The 14874-nt window shown below is 41.6% G+C and carries 25 protein-coding genes, 2 tRNA genes and 1 pseudogene; all 28 read right to left on the bottom strand.

What is annotated here, in order from left to right:
• Window positions 1-3: 3 nt before the first annotated feature.
• Window positions 4-645 carry a Gp15 family bacteriophage protein gene (locus tag MZO41_RS07290; protein ID WP_065980408.1) on the bottom strand — a complete coding sequence of 214 codons (642 nt, stop codon included), beginning with the start codon at window positions 643-645 and terminating at the stop codon, window positions 4-6.
• On the bottom strand, window positions 642-1160 hold the full coding sequence (locus MZO41_RS07285) for a hypothetical protein (RefSeq protein ID WP_065980407.1): 519 nt from the start codon (window positions 1158-1160) through the stop codon (window positions 642-644). The genes MZO41_RS07290 and MZO41_RS07285 overlap by 4 nt, the downstream gene beginning before the upstream one ends.
• Before the next feature lie 118 nt (window positions 1161-1278).
• Window positions 1279-1896, bottom strand: a complete 618-nt coding sequence (locus MZO41_RS07280; RefSeq protein WP_063486493.1) for a phage tail tube protein — start codon at window positions 1894-1896, stop codon at window positions 1279-1281.
• 17 nt (window positions 1897-1913) lie between these two features.
• A complete protein-coding gene (locus MZO41_RS07275; protein WP_015380612.1) occupies window positions 1914-2339 on the bottom strand; it encodes a hypothetical protein in 426 nt (141 codons plus the stop codon).
• Entirely contained in the window at window positions 2339-2740 is a 402-nt protein-coding gene (locus MZO41_RS07270) for a minor capsid protein (RefSeq protein WP_252129661.1), read from the bottom strand. The genes MZO41_RS07275 and MZO41_RS07270 overlap by 1 nt, the downstream gene beginning before the upstream one ends.
• Window positions 2737-3126, bottom strand: a complete 390-nt coding sequence (locus MZO41_RS07265) for a putative minor capsid protein (RefSeq protein WP_065980405.1) — start codon at window positions 3124-3126, stop codon at window positions 2737-2739. Before MZO41_RS07265 ends, MZO41_RS07270 begins: the two co-directional genes overlap by 4 nt.
• Entirely contained in the window at window positions 3127-3531 is a 405-nt protein-coding gene (locus MZO41_RS07260; protein WP_065980404.1) for a head-tail connector protein, read from the bottom strand.
• A gap of 10 nt (window positions 3532-3541) precedes the next feature.
• Window positions 3542-3802, bottom strand: coding sequence for a hypothetical protein (locus MZO41_RS07255; RefSeq protein WP_065980403.1), 261 nt, complete (start codon window positions 3800-3802; stop codon window positions 3542-3544).
• Window positions 3803-3890: 88 nt separating this feature from the next.
• A complete protein-coding gene (locus MZO41_RS07250) occupies window positions 3891-4838 on the bottom strand; it encodes a N4-gp56 family major capsid protein (RefSeq protein ID WP_060684041.1) in 948 nt (315 codons plus the stop codon).
• Between the two features lie 13 nt (window positions 4839-4851).
• On the bottom strand, window positions 4852-5451 hold the full coding sequence (locus tag MZO41_RS07245) for a hypothetical protein (protein WP_252129660.1): 600 nt from the start codon (window positions 5449-5451) through the stop codon (window positions 4852-4854).
• Window positions 5452-5514: 63 nt separating this feature from the next.
• Window positions 5515-6672 (bottom strand): phage minor capsid protein, encoded by a 1158-nt coding sequence (locus MZO41_RS07240; RefSeq protein ID WP_252129659.1) that lies wholly within the window; start codon window positions 6670-6672, stop codon window positions 5515-5517.
• Window positions 6593-8188 (bottom strand): phage portal protein, encoded by a 1596-nt coding sequence (locus tag MZO41_RS07235; RefSeq protein ID WP_252129658.1) that lies wholly within the window; start codon window positions 8186-8188, stop codon window positions 6593-6595. Before MZO41_RS07235 ends, MZO41_RS07240 begins: the two co-directional genes overlap by 80 nt.
• A gap of 2 nt (window positions 8189-8190) precedes the next feature.
• Complete coding sequence (locus tag MZO41_RS07230) at window positions 8191-9516, bottom strand: PBSX family phage terminase large subunit (RefSeq protein WP_252129657.1); 1326 nt, start codon at window positions 9514-9516, stop codon at window positions 8191-8193.
• Window positions 9491-10162, bottom strand: a complete 672-nt coding sequence (locus MZO41_RS07225; RefSeq protein ID WP_252129656.1) for a helix-turn-helix domain-containing protein — start codon at window positions 10160-10162, stop codon at window positions 9491-9493. Before MZO41_RS07225 ends, MZO41_RS07230 begins: the two co-directional genes overlap by 26 nt.
• A 39-nt stretch (window positions 10163-10201) precedes the next feature.
• The gene (locus MZO41_RS07220; RefSeq protein WP_063732526.1) at window positions 10202-10465 is read right to left on the bottom strand and encodes a DUF6275 family protein; all 264 of its coding nucleotides are present in this window, start codon (window positions 10463-10465) and stop codon (window positions 10202-10204) included.
• Entirely contained in the window at window positions 10452-10619 is a 168-nt protein-coding gene (locus tag MZO41_RS07215; protein ID WP_083202668.1) for a hypothetical protein, read from the bottom strand. Before MZO41_RS07215 ends, MZO41_RS07220 begins: the two co-directional genes overlap by 14 nt.
• 163 nt (window positions 10620-10782) lie before the next feature.
• Window positions 10783-11409: a hypothetical protein gene (locus tag MZO41_RS07210; protein ID WP_065674793.1), complete on the bottom strand. Its 627-nt coding sequence runs from the start codon at window positions 11407-11409 to the stop codon at window positions 10783-10785.
• A 324-nt stretch (window positions 11410-11733) separates the two neighbouring features.
• A tRNA-Trp gene (locus tag MZO41_RS07205) sits at window positions 11734-11805 on the bottom strand.
• A gap of 69 nt (window positions 11806-11874) precedes the next feature.
• Window positions 11875-11947, bottom strand: a tRNA-Asn gene (locus MZO41_RS07200).
• Between the two features lie 122 nt (window positions 11948-12069).
• Window positions 12070-12531 carry an ArpU family phage packaging/lysis transcriptional regulator gene (locus tag MZO41_RS07195; RefSeq protein ID WP_003642805.1) on the bottom strand — a complete coding sequence of 154 codons (462 nt, stop codon included), beginning with the start codon at window positions 12529-12531 and terminating at the stop codon, window positions 12070-12072.
• A gap of 181 nt (window positions 12532-12712) precedes the next feature.
• Window positions 12713-13117: a YopX family phage-derived protein gene (locus MZO41_RS07190; RefSeq protein WP_252129655.1), complete on the bottom strand. Its 405-nt coding sequence runs from the start codon at window positions 13115-13117 to the stop codon at window positions 12713-12715.
• Window positions 13118-13129: 12 nt separating this feature from the next.
• On the bottom strand, window positions 13130-13459 hold the full coding sequence (locus MZO41_RS07185) for a hypothetical protein (protein ID WP_063722324.1): 330 nt from the start codon (window positions 13457-13459) through the stop codon (window positions 13130-13132).
• 15 nt (window positions 13460-13474) lie between these two features.
• The gene (locus MZO41_RS07180) at window positions 13475-13633 is read right to left on the bottom strand and encodes a hypothetical protein (RefSeq protein WP_187331639.1); all 159 of its coding nucleotides are present in this window, start codon (window positions 13631-13633) and stop codon (window positions 13475-13477) included.
• Window positions 13634-13635: 2 nt separating this feature from the next.
• Window positions 13636-13794 (bottom strand): hypothetical protein, encoded by a 159-nt coding sequence (locus MZO41_RS07175; RefSeq protein ID WP_154816406.1) that lies wholly within the window; start codon window positions 13792-13794, stop codon window positions 13636-13638.
• Complete coding sequence (locus tag MZO41_RS07170; protein WP_063722323.1) at window positions 13787-13981, bottom strand: hypothetical protein; 195 nt, start codon at window positions 13979-13981, stop codon at window positions 13787-13789. The genes MZO41_RS07175 and MZO41_RS07170 overlap by 8 nt, the downstream gene beginning before the upstream one ends.
• Before the next feature lie 3 nt (window positions 13982-13984).
• Window positions 13985-14296 (bottom strand): hypothetical protein, encoded by a 312-nt coding sequence (locus MZO41_RS07165; RefSeq protein WP_208664199.1) that lies wholly within the window; start codon window positions 14294-14296, stop codon window positions 13985-13987.
• Window positions 14297-14298: 2 nt separating this feature from the next.
• Window positions 14299-14673, bottom strand: a complete 375-nt coding sequence (locus MZO41_RS07160) for a hypothetical protein (protein ID WP_003642802.1) — start codon at window positions 14671-14673, stop codon at window positions 14299-14301.
• Window positions 14670-14874: pseudogene (locus MZO41_RS07155) on the bottom strand (hypothetical protein); the annotation flags it as partial. The gene MZO41_RS07160 and the pseudogene MZO41_RS07155, both read right to left, overlap by 4 nt.

The following is a 14874-nucleotide window of genomic DNA, read 5'->3' as shown; positions in this document are numbered from 1 at the left end:
TTTCTATATTTTCCCTTGCTCCCGTAACTCTTTCATCCGTAACGCCTTGTGTGGCATATCTAAATTAGCTAGCTCGATAGATAGTTCATCTGGTGTCAGCTTGCCGTCGCCATCGGTGTGAGCTTGTTTTAATCCATAAATCAGCTTCATTTGCTTTAAATAAGTTTGCATATCAGCATCCATATCATCACTAACCTTGGCCAGTCGAAATCTGACAACTTTTTTAAATTGCGTATCTTCATTAAGGCCATCCAACATAGTGGTAAACCGTTCCCAACTGAGACTATCTCGGTCTAAATCGATACCATATTGTTGTTGGAACCCAGCCTTGATTAACGATTCGTCTTCATCAAAATCAAAAGACCGCTTACCAGATTTGAGTACCTTGGCTCGAACCCGATCGCGGTCATTATTGATTTTTGTATTAAATATTTCAGACAGTAACTGACCCTTGTCCTCAAAACGTAGCTTGCTCGTATCGTCCAATACCAGCGCTTTTAAGCTGACTTCTACACGCTCTGGTATAGTGAGGCCATCATCCCGAATCGCTTTAAAATAGAGCAACACCATGCGAAATGAAAGGTCTAAACGATACCGATGTTTCTGAAATACGATGCTGTTAGTGTTTATCTCGGTAAAACTCATTGTTCATTCTTCCGCAATTCTGTAATGGACTGTAAGTACTTGTCGCGATAATCAGAAATATCCGTATGTTGTTCTACGTTAATCATGATTTGAGCGACAACCTTAGCAAATACCACCATGGAATCATTGCAAGTATGGTATAGTTCCTTGCCAGCGTTTTTGCCAAACATGCCATCAAGTAATTGATAAAAGCGTTCCTTAGCTTCAATCTTATATTTGTTCTGAATATCATCGTACATTCGTAAATAGCGTCGTTGTAGGACTTGTTTCTTATGATCTAACGCCGTCATTGGCTCGTTAATCATATCTTTTTCCAATTGAGCTTCTTTATCAGTTAATTCAACTGATCGATGATGTAACTCCTGCTGTAATTTCACCTCAGCCATTTTAATGTCATTATATTGATCTGTAAAAATAGCAAATGATTTATCAGCAAAACTTGCCGTGTAATTCTTATCACCAATTTCAAACGTCATACTGTCACTAGGAACCTCTAATTTAATTACATCACTCATGCTAGTACCTCCTAATATTTTTAATGCTATGTATGACGGATTGCTCCGTCACTTGCCTACATACTCTTTACAATAGCGCCATCGCTAGTAGGCAATGATTGAACATTTGATGGCGCTGTTATTTTGACGGATTACCGTTGTCAGTTGGCATATTAGCCTTAACACCCAAAATAATCGCATTTTGACAAGGTGTATCCTTCAATGCAGTTTGCATATCAGTAGGATTGCTTGCCTTGATTACTGTGGGAGTAGCATTGTACGTCATCGTTACCTTGAAGCTACCGTTATCGTCCGCAGCGCCACCACCATCATCAATGTCAGAGAATGTTCCCATACCTGATTCAATCGCATTAGGTGTTAATGAACCATCTTCTTCTTGTACCCATTGGACTTTACGGAACATCCGTTCACGTAAGCCACCAGTCTTTTGCTTCATGTCGGCAATATCATCTTGGGCCGGGTTCCCAATTGAACGATCACCAGAAATATCATACGATGACGTTACACCAGTAACTGTCTGTCGTTCTTGGCCACCACCATTGTAGTAGGCAGCAGACTTCTTCTTATCAGTATATTTAGGCGTTACAGTCGTAATCCCATCACCTAAATATAACCAGTTGATCGTCTTATCTGCCGCAGTTTTTCCTACCCAATATTCATCTAAATAGTTTTCTTGAATTGACCCCTGGACGTTTCTGTCGTTCGGGTCAGCTGTTGGTGTTGTTGCATCAGCCATTTTGCATTCCTCCTAAATTAAATAATTACTTGTACACTAAAAGCGCCTTGATAGACACCATACTTTTGAGCATCTTGACCATCGTCATCCTGAACAGTGGCTAGAAACTCCGGTGAGGTTGTCATCTTAGCGCTTATGAATTTGAAACTTCCATTCTCACTTTTGATTGATATCGGCGTTGCATTCTCCATGATGTCCATAATGGCACTGAGAGTGTTAATACAAACAATTCCGTGTGGATGTTTAGCAGTGATTGCAAATGCAAAACTACGGCGGCGGCGACCGTCATAATATCGCGTTGCCGGTCCAGCGGGTTGCAATGTATAACTCAGTGACATTCCTGGAGCATAGTCATTGCCAAGTGTTAACGTATCAAACAGCTTAACGTTAGCACTAATATAATTAGCAACCCGAACATCCAGATCAAGGTCAACTTGACTCACTACGTCGCCCCCAATCCGTGTGCCACGAGCGCTGACCAATTGTGACCATTAACCAAATAGGCTTTATCAACCCAACCCTTTTGCGCTAACGCATGCTTAGTGTGGTTATAATTCAAAGGCCGATTCGTCACTACTTTGTGATAACCTCTCCGCTGACCCATTGTATCCGGTGCCTTCACCATTACTTTACCACCGTACATATAGGCCGCATACGGCTCTGTCCAAACAATAGTAACGCCAGTACCGGTTTGAATTCTCGATACATGGCCAGCTAAATCACCATTTAGAAATGGCACATATTGGTCAGAATCACGCACAATCACATCTGCTAGTCGGTTTGTCAGCACATTAAGATTATTCAAACGTGTAACTAATGGTGACAAGTCTACTTTGTTAGTCATTGCAGCACCCCTTCCCAATGATGAACATGCGTGCCAAAATCATAAATGGGGTCAAGACTCTTCACAACTAATGATTGTTGGGTACTCTGTACCTGAATCTTGTCATTCAGGCTAGGTAACTTGTTTAGTGGCGCCGAGTTAGCCGAATCAATAATTAATGTATAAGCGCCAGTAACGACCTGTGTACTAGTATTATTACCAACAGATTGAACTGACACTGAAGTTGTGGGTTCAACTCGTACATGTCTAATCATGTAGTCATCAGATCCATTGCTATCTGAGCTGGTAGTCCATGAATCCTGTTTGGCTTTATTAGCGTCGTAGGGCGTCACTTTGACGGCATCATCTAACAACTCGATGGGAATTGGATCAATAATATCATCCATTTAATGCACCCCACGATACAATAGGCCAGTTGGTCGTAAGTAGTTGATTGCCGCATTGGAGCGCTGTGCCGTACCACGTGGCAGCGTTGCTGGCGCTGACTTCTCATAACTAAATTTGCCTATCGTTACATGACTAATCCCTTTAGCAGATTGTTTAGCGTTAGCTAGTTCTTCAACCCCACCAGAATCAATAAACCATTCAATCTGAGCGCAGGCAGCCTTTTTCACGTTGATTCGATCAGCATCAAGTGGCAAATCATCAAGACTATGCGAATCGAAATAATAATTTGCGTATTGATTTACCATCTCTTCGGCCCGCATTTCCAAACGTTCAAACTTAATATCAGCTGGTACCGTCTCACCAAAATAAACATTATTGTAAAAATCTTGATCTACTATCGGCATCTAATCACCTCTAACCAGCAGTTACATTGGCACCATCAGTGGTTGCTGTAGCTTTAACATCTTGTGGATCAGCGGGCTTGGCGGAAAGAACCGTAAATCCGGGAACATCTACCTTGTCACTCGTTTGACTACCGTCCACATAGGCAACCTGATAGTCACCAGTAGCGACAACTGTGCCAGCTGCTAAACCAGTAATTGCCACACTGGTTGCATCACCAGTTGCAATTGCCGTTTCGTTGCCCTTTTGATAAGCATTCAACACTTTAGCCATTCTACATTCCTCCTAATTTTAATTGCCTACTTTGCTGTGATCTTCGCACCGTCATTCGTAGGCATTGCTTTAACATTAGACGGTGGCATTATTTTGACGGCGTATCAGATGCCACAGCTTTACCCTTATTGGATTTTTTAACCGTAGCATCCTTAGTGCTGGTTACGTTTTGGTTAATAACAGTACCGCCTTCGACATCAAATGGATTAATGACTAACAACTTAGTGTCATCATAGATTGCAACACCATAATGTTCATCGGCATTAAACTTAGTGATCTTATGATCCATATCGCGACCCTTTTCAGAGAGAACATTCCGCTTCATGTAGGTACGCATTGCACCCGGCTTAACTGCCACAGCGGAGCCTTCTTTGATCTTACGCGACCGCACAATTTGCCATCCGAGTAATTCACCAAATGTGCCATTAATCAAGATGTTGTCACCTAAATCAGTTGCTCGCGTCCAGTTCTCAGCAGCAGCCTTACGTAGTTTATTGACATCTTTAGGGTTCATAAACAACACGCCGGTGGTCGGTGAATCATCTTCTACCGCGTACTCACTCGTATCATCATTAAATGCAGCTTCAATTGCATCGACCATATCCAATGAGGTAACATCAACGCCAGTGCTTAACGTAAGCCGTGATTTCATTGCAGTAGCCAAGATATCATTGTCAATCTTAGATGCGATTGCCATCGTAATTTGTCGCTGGCCTTCGCCTACTGGATCTCCGTATCCGGATAGAGCGGCTTCGTCAGTAATCTTGACACCTTTACCTGCTTTCTTAATCGTGAACATGTCGGTATCTGTTGAAAGGCTGGCATAATCAATAGCGCCACCTTCATCGACATCCGTCGCATCTCCGATATACTTGTATCGAGGTACGGTTACATCAGTGCCCGGTCGACCTTCAAGTGTAGTGTCAACAGGTGCAATAGCGCTAAAACGGATTGCCTTAGGTAATTTAGCACTAATCATCGCAGTCATAACTTGTGGATCAATCAGGTTATCTAATACAGTTGTTTCATCTGCCATGTGTTATTTCCTCCTAATTATTTGTTAGTTTTGTAACAGCTTGCTTGTATACATCCGGGTGCTCAAGTTTCAGTTTGGCAGCTTCACCGTAGCTAATCTTTGATAAATCTGGCACTGTAACGTTACCTTGACCACCACTAAGATTTTGACCAGCAACGGCTGTTCCTTGTGCGACTTCTGCACCTTTAAACGATGGGTTTCGTGCCAAAACACCTGTTAATGCCTCATCGATTGTTTTAACGCCGTTAGCTTTATTCACCAAATCGGCCTTAGCGAGTGCCAATGCGTCACCCAAATGGTCAGCATCAACACCCTGCTTAAGTGCAGCCACTTGTGCTTCTGCATTTTCAGCACGACTGGTTTCCTTTGCTAATTTACTGGTTGCCTTGTCTAGCTCACCAGATTTCGCTTCTAACTCACTCTGATTAGCCGCCACATCCTTATTATGTTGTTCAACAACCCCTTTCAAGTCATCTTCATTATCGAATCCAAGCGATTTCAATAATTCAGTACGTACGTCTGCAGCCACCTGCTCTGTATCAATTGGCGTAGGAGTCGGTACTGGATCAGGTGTCGGCACTGGTTCAGGTGTCGCTGGATCATTTTCTGCCATATTTATTGCTCCTCTCTAAATTTAGGTATAAAAAATAAGCCTTTTAACGCCATGCTAAGGGCACTACTGTTTTTCTCGATTGTATTGACGTACTAGCCCATGCTTGTTAACAAACTGACGAGTAACTGACTGACGACGTCTCACTAATTCTTGTGCAGCCGTAATATCACTTTGATCACCAAGCTTTTTAGCTGCTATCAGTTTACGCTTAGCTTTTCGCACCTCACGTTCAAGTCGTCGCTGAGTTTGTTCTAATTGATACCTAGCAGCATTGTCATCATCTGACTGCTGTGGCACTGGCATTGAACCGTAGCCTTCGATATATGGAATTGTATAATGTCGGCAATTAATGCCCCCAATGCCAGTAATCGTACCGTATCCCGTTGTTGATTCAAAATCTGGATACTTGTCTGTATTACCGTTCAAAGAATAAACATGGTCTTGATACTGTAAGTGGCTTGGACGGCATCCAATATGTGAACTAACTTTAACTAACGAGCCATACTGGCGATACCTAAGTAACTCTGTATCATTCGTAGCACTATTAATACTTGAGTTAACCACTGTCCGCACATAAACATCTGGTGACCATTTTCGACCAGCCTTATCAACGAGTGCGGGTACACCTTGTTCTGCCCATTGCTCACTAGCTTTAGCTATTGCTTTGATAGCAGTTGTACCACTATCAATTGACCGCTTTGCATCACCAACAATTCCCCTAAACATCTGATACGCATTAGCGCTCATATTACGTCTAGCGAGGTTCAGATAATTATCCGTCTCTGTTAACTGGTCATCAACAACTTGCTTAAACTGTTGCGAATCCTTGATCGAATCCACTTGCTTTCCAGTAACCTTTTTAAGCCACTTTTCAGCTTGTTTGACATTATCTTGACTAATTGTACTAAGTCTTGTGTGCAATTGCTTAGACGCATGCTGTGTAGGTGAGACAGTTATTTTAGCAGCATATTTTCGTACATCGTCCGCATGGTTAAGTAACTCGTTTACCCATTCATTATCCCTATCATCATGTTTAGATGCTTCATTTCCTATCAGGTTGACAATGTAAGACCAAATCAAATCTTCAACACTAGCATAGTTGTTAGCATCTTCATCCGAATAACCCGATAAGTCCCACGGCTTAAGCATCATCCTCACCATCTTTACCATTACCGCCAACGACATCTTCAATTGCACCTTCAGCATTTGCTGTTTCTGCATTGATTTGGTCAAGAACCTGTTGAGCTTCAACATCAGTAATTCCATTGGCACGTTTAATTGCTTCTAGTTGTGTCATGACGGGGTGATTACCATTCGCCTTCATGTAATAATCCAAATTGTCATTCCGGTCTTTAGCAATCGAATCATCAAAGTTAACAGAAATATCAATATCTGTTTGACCTGAATATTGAACATTGGAATCATTTTTAGCCAGCTCCACAATAATCTGGCAAATATGTTCAATTGCTTCTCCAATCAACGTTTCATGACTGTTTTTGGATTGATACGTATCACTATTCTCACTAATTACCGCTGTCGCTGTGATAACACCCTGTTTGCTGTCAAACGTAAACATATCTGCGCTGAAACCAATTTGTGAAGAGTAGAAATGCAACAAATCATTGATGCCAGCCACAATTGCTTCATTTCGCAGTCCTAATGTAATATCAGTCGGTTTCGCTGACTCACCATCACCGCCACTCATTGTCGTGTTGTATGCCATATAGACATCTTCATTCCAATCAACATAATACCGTGTTTTACCGGTTTGTGGATCAACTTCACGTTTTAATTGATTTGCTGGTGCGGCAATACGCCGTTTTCCTTTGACAAATTCTTGGAATAACAAGTCATAGGCTTCATCTAACTGGCGCAATGTGTCTATGGCGTTAGCGTAGATAGGAATACCCAATGGACTGTCAATGTGCAAGTTATTAGCTAAATTAGGCTTTAAATAGATAAACGTCGGCCGTGAATAAAGTTTTTTGGAATACCTAGTTGGCTGCGGTGACATGTTTTTGAACGCATCTGGCAAGTTACTCCAATCATCAATCTTCACACCCAAATCATCATTGCTATTGGTCGTACTCTTGTAAATCTCGTTAGTCACGACATAGTCTGTATCGGTTTCTTCATGCCATTCCAATAACGTATAGTAATGATTGTCACTCATGAACTTGGAGGCAATGACAGCTTCACTGACACCATTAGCATCTGACGTGATTGGATAGAATGCATCAGCGGTAGCAAATCGAATCTTAACTTTACCACGATCAGTGTACAATCGGATAACAATGCCACCAGTTGCGAACATATATTCTAAGTAACGTTCAAAATTGTTATAAAAATGATTGTCCTTCAAGGTTTGCTGTACGAACTGATTCTCAATCGTTTGATAATCATCTGGCGATGAAGGATCATCAGGGTTCTTCGCGTTCTTTGGGCTAACAGTAATAACAGCCTTTTGATTGAATACCAAACTTGCCATCTTCTTGGCGGCAACTTGTCCCATGTTTAATGACATTTTCTGACGGTCTAAATAAGAATCGTCTGGTAACTTTTTGTGTATTTTCAACCATTCCGGTGTTGACTGATAAATGCTAAACCACTTAGCAATCAATCCATACTGGTCATCATCCGCCATTACCTTCTTATGGTCAGTTACGCTTTGCAACTCAGTAGCTAATCCCATTTTGACTAACACCCCCTTTATCCAATCATGTATTCTGTTAAACAAGGCTAGTAACCTCCCTTGTATTTCTTCGTAAAGTAATTAGCAGCGTACCGGCACTCGTCCATTGCATGGTTATTAGCATCGACCGGCTTGCCAGTTATTTCATCACGCACATACATACCAAGTTCTTTAACAAAGTGATAATTATCATAGCTCTGATTTGCTAGTCCACTATCCGGCGTATCAACTAAGACAAACTGACCATCTGCAATCAATGATTGTTGCCGCTGAATGCCGACTTCAATTCCTTTAGAGTTACCAACGTGATCATGCCCGTTGTTATCCGCCTTACCAGCTTCAACGCCAACCTTAATTAGCTCTTGTCGTAATGCCAATGAAGCGGGATCCACTAACACCATCGAGTAGTGCAGTTGGTATGTGTTAACACACCACAAAATAAATCTTCTTAATTCTGTGGCATATGTGCTCATTGCCTTTGTTTGTCCGGTCTCCGTACCACTGTGATAATAATTGGCAACACGGTTTAGAACAAACTTAAAACGCCCATCAGGTTGCCGGACGCGGGTAACAATATTGCAACTCATTGTTGTGGCATCATCTTGACCGGCATCACCCGTAAAGTACATCTCAACCGGTTGTCCAATCAAAGTATGGTTAGTCATACTATCTTGGTCAAACTGGTCATAGATAATCCCTTGTGGCATAACTCTTAATCCTAACCAGTCGCGCTTATACAGATATGGATTCTTCTTAAGCTGTGCCTCCATTTCAGCCAAGCGCTTGGTTGTCATCACTGGGTTATCAGACATACGCCAATGCAGCCAATGCGCATCACGTTCATCAAAGAACTTAATAATCGGGTCTTGTGGTGCTGGCGGGTTAAGGTCAGCAAGATGATAACGATACTTAGCTGCGGCCGTCCGCCGAAAGGTTTCGTCAAGGAACTCGCGGTTTAACAAGTTGATTTCAGAATACGCGACTGAACCCAATGACATCCCACGAATAGCGTTAGCACTGTTTGACTTGGCCCCACCTTTGAAATAAATCTTCTTTTTCCCACTAGGCAGGTCTAAAGCTAAATGGTCGCCACCACGATCACGTCTCAAATGACTAGCACCATCAAATATATAGGCTAGTCCCATGCCATCGCCTTCGATAAACAGATTATAAGCAAGCTCCTGGTTATAAGCGCTAACTAAATGGTTCTCGTCCGTTGTTGCCAAATAAAATAGCGCTAACCGGGCATCATCCGCCGCGGTCTTACCCGCACGAATTGAGCCTTCATTAACATCAAACAGGTGGTCGAATGGAGAAAAGATAAACGTCGCCTGTTTCTTACCATAGCTAATCTTCTCTATCGGTGTTTGCATCGTCTTCTTCCTCCTTCGGCACTAACTGTTGTGCTCCTTTAGCTAAAGCTTTAAGCAATGGATTTACATGACCAACGCCTTCAAGTTCATTAGCCTTATGACTACTAATACGTGCCTCAGCTTTCGCTTTGTCAGTTTGTGCTTCATTAAGCTGTTGGAAACTTTGATCACGGTATGCTTTTGGTTTACGATTACGTAACCAAAATATAGCTGCATTAACATCAGGTGGAAATTCATGAACATTTTCAGTCTGCTGAATGCGTTTATATTCCTTTACTCCCGCAATAGCAGCGTCATCAATCTCTTTCTTAGAGGCCTCTGGGTGCTTTAATTTCCAAGCATTGCTAAAACGTCGCCTTTCCATATCAAGTACGTCATTGTCTTTATGAACCATGCGATACATCTTGTCGGTTGTCGTGGTTCCCAAAGCACGCTTTAATAGTGCATTCTCAACTTGTCGGTCTACAACATCCTTGCCTTTTCCTATGGTGTCCGAAATGTCCGAAAACCTTTTTTTCCATGCGTTCAGCGTCGAACGGCTAATCCCCATGTTATGCGCTATCTGCTCATCAGTGAGACCGTCACGAGCCCAGCCACCAATTCGGACAAGTCCATCAGGAGTTAACCATTTTTCATATTTAGCCATTACATACCACCACACCTCCGTTAATTGGAATTAATTAGTCTAAATTTTGTAGCATCGATTCTCAAACTTTTTGTAGGCGTCTAGGTAGATCTCACCCTTATCACCGTTATAGGTAAGCTCGTAGTACATGCCATCACTTAACGTCGTGCTGAGTAACGCTTTGCTATTCTGTAATGCTTTAACTTGCCAAACAATAAAGACATCATCGACAGTGATTTGTTTTCCATCAGTTACATCTAAATGTTCATTAGCGTAGTCCAGCACTAAGGCTTTGCATTTACTTGTAAATTCAACATCGTTCATTCTTAATTACCACCTTTTTATTTTTCCCCAAACTAAAAGCGCCATGCTGTTTAGCACGACGCTTCTTGTCCTTGTACCACTTATCTATCCGGGCATCAGCCTGCACCCATTCAGGCGGCTCGTACCCATATTTGCTGTGAATCATTACTGCCATGACGTCACTCCTAAATTTAATACCTTACAAAATAACCGCACGAAAGATATTGCTAAGCAAATCACTTTATTCTCGTTTATTCTTACCAGTATTGTAACCAAGTTGAAACAACCCGATTGACAATCCCAGTATTCCTATTATCAAGCTAAATATAAAAATCATTTTAGTCACCTGACCCTCCATACTCGTCGATTATATTTTTATCTTCTTTTTCTAACGCTTTTCTTTGTTTCTCGTATCCATGTTCATACAAATCTCCTCCTTTTTTTACAGTATGTTCATCTTCTAAAATCACGTTTCTAGTTAATACTAGCTCTCTTAGAAAAGTTTCTTGTATTTCGGAGTTGAAATACAATTGTCCATCAATATAACCCTTAAATTTCGAGTTCTTTTTTGAAATATCCTCTATTTGATTCAAGGAACTATTTATACGATAAATAACATTGGACAAATCAGCACGATAGACTTGATAATTCATCGACTCAGATTTTGGTAAGTTTGTTATTTGAACATCTTTTATAATCGATAAATTCTGATTTAAACTATCAGTTTGATAAGCCAGTTGTTCTTTTGATAAAGGAACATTCTTAGCATAGCTAACTTTATAAATCAGCAAATCAATATCATATACAGCCAGCTTAGTTGAGTTTTTAATCACTTGCCGTGTGTTGTTTCTATATACCTGAGTAGCATTATGTTGCTGCCACCATCCTAATGCTGATATGGCCAGAGCAAATATAGAAATTGCTGTGGTCAATAGTGGGTTCCAATTTTTTCTTATCCATACCATACTAATTCCTCCAAACTAATCTAACTATACAAAAACTCCCGCCAATAAGCGAGAGCAGTTTGAAGGATTACTGAGAATACCTGAGGGAGCTAAAGCCCCCCTTTCGGCATCTATATACAATACCACAGCGCACCTGTTCCTGCAGGCAATCTGGTGGCCAGTTTAATTGCGCCGATTATATCGCTGGTAGGACTCGAACCTACATCCCATTGTGGCTTGCCAATTAGCCCACGGCGATACTCGCATTTAACGGCCGACATTAAACACGAAGACTAATGCCGGCGGCAGAGAGGAGCGCATCACCCCTTATAAATCCGCCGGCTACACAGATAGCTGGGTTTGAACCAACATAGACGGTTTTGGAGACCGCCATCTTGCCAATTAGATAATATCTGCTTAATAGACGGGCCATCATATCAACTTAATCAAGGAGGCAATACAAACTGTACATCTGCGCCCGTCTAACGTAGCCTGCTGGGCTCGAACCAGCGACAACCTGATTAACAGTCAGGCGCTCTACCAACTGAGCTAAGGCCACAATAATAATCAATTAGAGCTATCAGAAAAACATTTATTTGTCGCCCTAACCAATTATCAATAATACTAATTTACCACCAATTTATTGCTATGAAGTCCGGCTTGGGTTCGGAAAAAGTTCGGTTAAAGTCCGGTTTGAGTTCGGTTTTGGTAAATATTCAGGTCTTCTAGGTAATAGCTCTGCGCGAACTGTAGCATTGCCAAGGGCTTCCAGCGGTCAAAATACTGAGTCTTGCTGTAACCAATATCCATGTAGCACATCGTATCACTGTATCCTTGCAAATATAGCCGATCTAATATCTCCTGGCACTCATGATCACAGCGAGCCATGGCCTGAATAGTCTGTCGGACAATCTGTTCAGCATATAGGCGGCGTGTAATCCGATCCTCGGCCGAGTTACCAGCTGGGGCCGACTTAGGCATGCCATCCATGCTAGGCGATTTAAGATCAGCGACCGAATGGCCGGACGCCCGAACTGCTTGCGGTAACTTCTTATCCAAGAACCGCCGCACCTGTTTAATTGTTTTCTCTTGGTCAATTGGTGGAAAAATTTCATCTGAAATAACTTGCTGTTCGCCCATCATGCGCCCCTCCGCTTTCGTATGCTATAATTAATTTTGTAGGTATCAATCGTAGCGACGTCAGCAATGGCGGCGCTTTTTATATGTTATACTAGCAACGGTCATTCGAGTGGTCCTGTGACTGGTCGCCCTAGTAGGCGGCTTTTTGTTTACTATCGCAGTTGCTCAACTCCATAATGTCAGCTCAGCCTTTCAATAGTTCTGGGTTCTCGTGCACGTTGCCAGTAACCTGTATCTCATAGTCAAAATAGCACCCATTTACACTAAATACCTTGTTGGATATATCTTTAGCAATCCATTTGCCATATACATAATTACCCTTTTTAACTTCAAAAGGCTTACCACGTTTTAAGTGCATATAAGAACTAACGGGTTGAACAATATCGCCTTCATAGATATCCTTGCCGTTCACGTCTTTCAGGCCGGTAAACTGTTCAACAACATCACCAACAGAATAGCAAATTGAAGTTACATTACTTCCAATTCCATTTTGAACTTCAAAAAACATACCTAAACCTTGGTCATTACTAATATCGTCTAGTTTACGATATTTGCTTAGATCTTTACTCCACGCTCTAAACTTAATCATCGGTACCATCTCCTACATAAAATAGCGTTCAAATAGCTCATTAGGTATTAAGAATTGCTCACTATCACGATCTTCGATAATTCGATCATTAAGTGAAACTGGCTGTCGTCTACACTGATTCTCCTTCCCATAATTTGCTATGAATTCAAATCCCCATATATTAGTCCAAATCAACCCATGATATTGAAAGATTGCTTTCCAAGTGTTTCTTGGTCTATCTAGTTTTTCATCAAGCTTATTAGCATCCTTAAACGCCTTCTGTACTTCATTACCCAATTCACTTGTAATTTTAATTACGTTAAATTCTGTTGGTTTAGCAACACATTTATCGATTTTAATCATCGTCGCCATCTCCAATCATCTGTTAGAACTCGATAGTTCCAGCGCTATCACAATCCATGCCACAACAATGATAAAGGCAACTCCATGCCAAAATCCGTCTAAGAAGTTCCCAATGATCGTGACTAAAATAAATAAGGCTATCATGCCAAGTCCGATTTTATTTCTAATACTCATTTTCAATCCTCCCCGAACGCCCGCTTATTAATGTTGTATGGCCCATATCCCTTGGCCAATTGTTTGCCATCTAAAGCTTTAGCTTTATTTGCTTCGGCATGTTGCTTCATTCGCCGGTGCTTACGTTTAATCGTTGAACGCTTCTTAGTGTGTTTAGGCATCTTCGTTCCTCCCAAAGGTATCATCAAATATTGCTGGTAAAATTGAATAAGCTTTTAAAGCTTCTTGATATTTCTCTTCACTTATCTGTTTATCTGGATTGATGTGAAATTGTGTTGTAGTTTGAATACCATATTTTTCATATATTTCTTGAAATAAATCCCGATACGTTTTAGCATTTCCGGACATAGCTCACAATCCTTCCGGTACACGCTCTTTAATGTACGTGTCAAACTGCCGTTCAATTTCATGACTCTTTATGGCTAACTGATCCACTGTTTTAATGTGTTCACTACCAGTCCGGATTAAATACCCACGAAGCCAGTGCAATGCGTCCTCGACGTTTTTACAGTGTGCTAGGGGTACTTCTACCAGCCGATTAATACCAGACTTTTCATCGTAGCTAGTTACCGGATGCCCATGGCTGTCTAATGACATCCTGTTAACCTTAACTTCGTATTTGTCACTAGTCAGATGATACTGGTCAATTTTCATATCAATCATGATTATTCGTCCTCCGTGATTTCATCTATTTCTACTCTAGGATTTCGTTTATCAACGGCAAATTCGTCCTGGAATCCCGTGATATGCTTTCGATTGTCGTTGCCTAAAAGTCCAGCCTTCATAAAGCCGTCCAGCACAAACTTTTTAGCAAACGCGATATTATCCGCATCTTTCCGGTTGTTCTTCGTGTACCACGTAAATTTAAGCTTGCAAGGCCAACTGAATTCAACTCCAGAATTCCGACTAGCCCTGGCATACACACTACATAAGGCCGTGTACCGCTTCTTTAGTTTAGCTGCGGCGTATCTGTTGGCCCGTTCAGCCTTGATGTACTCATTTAAGCTAGGTAGTTCGCCCTTGATCACGACTTTACTCATACTTTCGGCACCCGGCTGATGTAATAGCCGCAAACAATGCCGTTTGAGTAGCTTGCTTGCCTTATCGATCGAGCTGGGGCGTCAATCTTATCACCTAGCAAATCAACTGTTTGTCCAGTAATAATTTCGTTGGGATTGTCGTACTTTTCAGCACGCCAGTAGCCGTTCCGCAACGGCAAACTGTACTTGTGCACTAGATAG

Origin of the sequence: Lactiplantibacillus sp. C232 (assembly GCF_023806725.1) — a bacterium.
Classification (GTDB): Bacteria; Bacillota; Bacilli; order Lactobacillales; family Lactobacillaceae; genus Lactiplantibacillus; species Lactiplantibacillus plantarum.
This window is presented reverse-complemented; position numbering and strand designations above follow the sequence as displayed.

What these genes read in the sequence shown, in the direction of transcription:
- MZO41_RS07230 (WP_252129657.1), bottom strand. Translation starts at nt 9,516, where the DNA reads ATGCAAACACCGATAGAGAAGATTAGCTATGGTAAGAAACAGGCGACG.
- MZO41_RS07270 (WP_252129661.1), bottom strand. Translation starts at nt 2,740, where the DNA reads ATGACTAACAAAGTAGACTTGTCACCATTAGTTACACGTTTGAATAAT.
- MZO41_RS07185 (WP_063722324.1), bottom strand. Translation starts at nt 13,459, where the DNA reads ATGATTAAAATCGATAAATGTGTTGCTAAACCAACAGAATTTAACGTA.
- MZO41_RS07250 (WP_060684041.1), bottom strand. Translation starts at nt 4,838, where the DNA reads ATGGCAGATGAAACAACTGTATTAGATAACCTGATTGATCCACAAGTT.
- MZO41_RS07210 (WP_065674793.1), bottom strand. Translation starts at nt 11,409, where the DNA reads ATGGTATGGATAAGAAAAAATTGGAACCCACTATTGACCACAGCAATT.
- MZO41_RS07160 (WP_003642802.1), bottom strand. Translation starts at nt 14,673, where the DNA reads ATGAGTAAAGTCGTGATCAAGGGCGAACTACCTAGCTTAAATGAGTAC.
- MZO41_RS07180 (WP_187331639.1), bottom strand. Translation starts at nt 13,633, where the DNA reads ATGAGTATTAGAAATAAAATCGGACTTGGCATGATAGCCTTATTTATT.
- MZO41_RS07245 (WP_252129660.1), bottom strand. Translation starts at nt 5,451, where the DNA reads ATGGCAGAAAATGATCCAGCGACACCTGAACCAGTGCCGACACCTGAT.
- MZO41_RS07215 (WP_083202668.1), bottom strand. Translation starts at nt 10,619, where the DNA reads ATGGCAGTAATGATTCACAGCAAATATGGGTACGAGCCGCCTGAATGG.
- MZO41_RS07195 (WP_003642805.1), bottom strand. Translation starts at nt 12,531, where the DNA reads ATGATGGGCGAACAGCAAGTTATTTCAGATGAAATTTTTCCACCAATT.
- MZO41_RS07285 (WP_065980407.1), bottom strand. Translation starts at nt 1,160, where the DNA reads ATGAGTGATGTAATTAAATTAGAGGTTCCTAGTGACAGTATGACGTTT.
- MZO41_RS07175 (WP_154816406.1), bottom strand. Translation starts at nt 13,794, where the DNA reads ATGCCTAAACACACTAAGAAGCGTTCAACGATTAAACGTAAGCACCGG.
- MZO41_RS07170 (WP_063722323.1), bottom strand. Translation starts at nt 13,981, where the DNA reads ATGTCCGGAAATGCTAAAACGTATCGGGATTTATTTCAAGAAATATAT.
- MZO41_RS07190 (WP_252129655.1), bottom strand. Translation starts at nt 13,117, where the DNA reads ATGATTAAGTTTAGAGCGTGGAGTAAAGATCTAAGCAAATATCGTAAA.
- MZO41_RS07260 (WP_065980404.1), bottom strand. Translation starts at nt 3,531, where the DNA reads ATGCCGATAGTAGATCAAGATTTTTACAATAATGTTTATTTTGGTGAG.
- MZO41_RS07240 (WP_252129659.1), bottom strand. Translation starts at nt 6,672, where the DNA reads ATGCAGAAACAGCAAATGCTGAAGGTGCAATTGAAGATGTCGTTGGCG.
- MZO41_RS07290 (WP_065980408.1), bottom strand. Translation starts at nt 645, where the DNA reads ATGAGTTTTACCGAGATAAACACTAACAGCATCGTATTTCAGAAACAT.
- MZO41_RS07225 (WP_252129656.1), bottom strand. Translation starts at nt 10,162, where the DNA reads ATGGCTAAATATGAAAAATGGTTAACTCCTGATGGACTTGTCCGAATT.
- MZO41_RS07165 (WP_208664199.1), bottom strand. Translation starts at nt 14,296, where the DNA reads ATGATTGATATGAAAATTGACCAGTATCATCTGACTAGTGACAAATAC.
- MZO41_RS07280 (WP_063486493.1), bottom strand. Translation starts at nt 1,896, where the DNA reads ATGGCTGATGCAACAACACCAACAGCTGACCCGAACGACAGAAACGTC.
- MZO41_RS07265 (WP_065980405.1), bottom strand. Translation starts at nt 3,126, where the DNA reads ATGGATGATATTATTGATCCAATTCCCATCGAGTTGTTAGATGATGCC.
- MZO41_RS07255 (WP_065980403.1), bottom strand. Translation starts at nt 3,802, where the DNA reads ATGGCTAAAGTGTTGAATGCTTATCAAAAGGGCAACGAAACGGCAATT.
- MZO41_RS07220 (WP_063732526.1), bottom strand. Translation starts at nt 10,465, where the DNA reads ATGAACGATGTTGAATTTACAAGTAAATGCAAAGCCTTAGTGCTGGAC.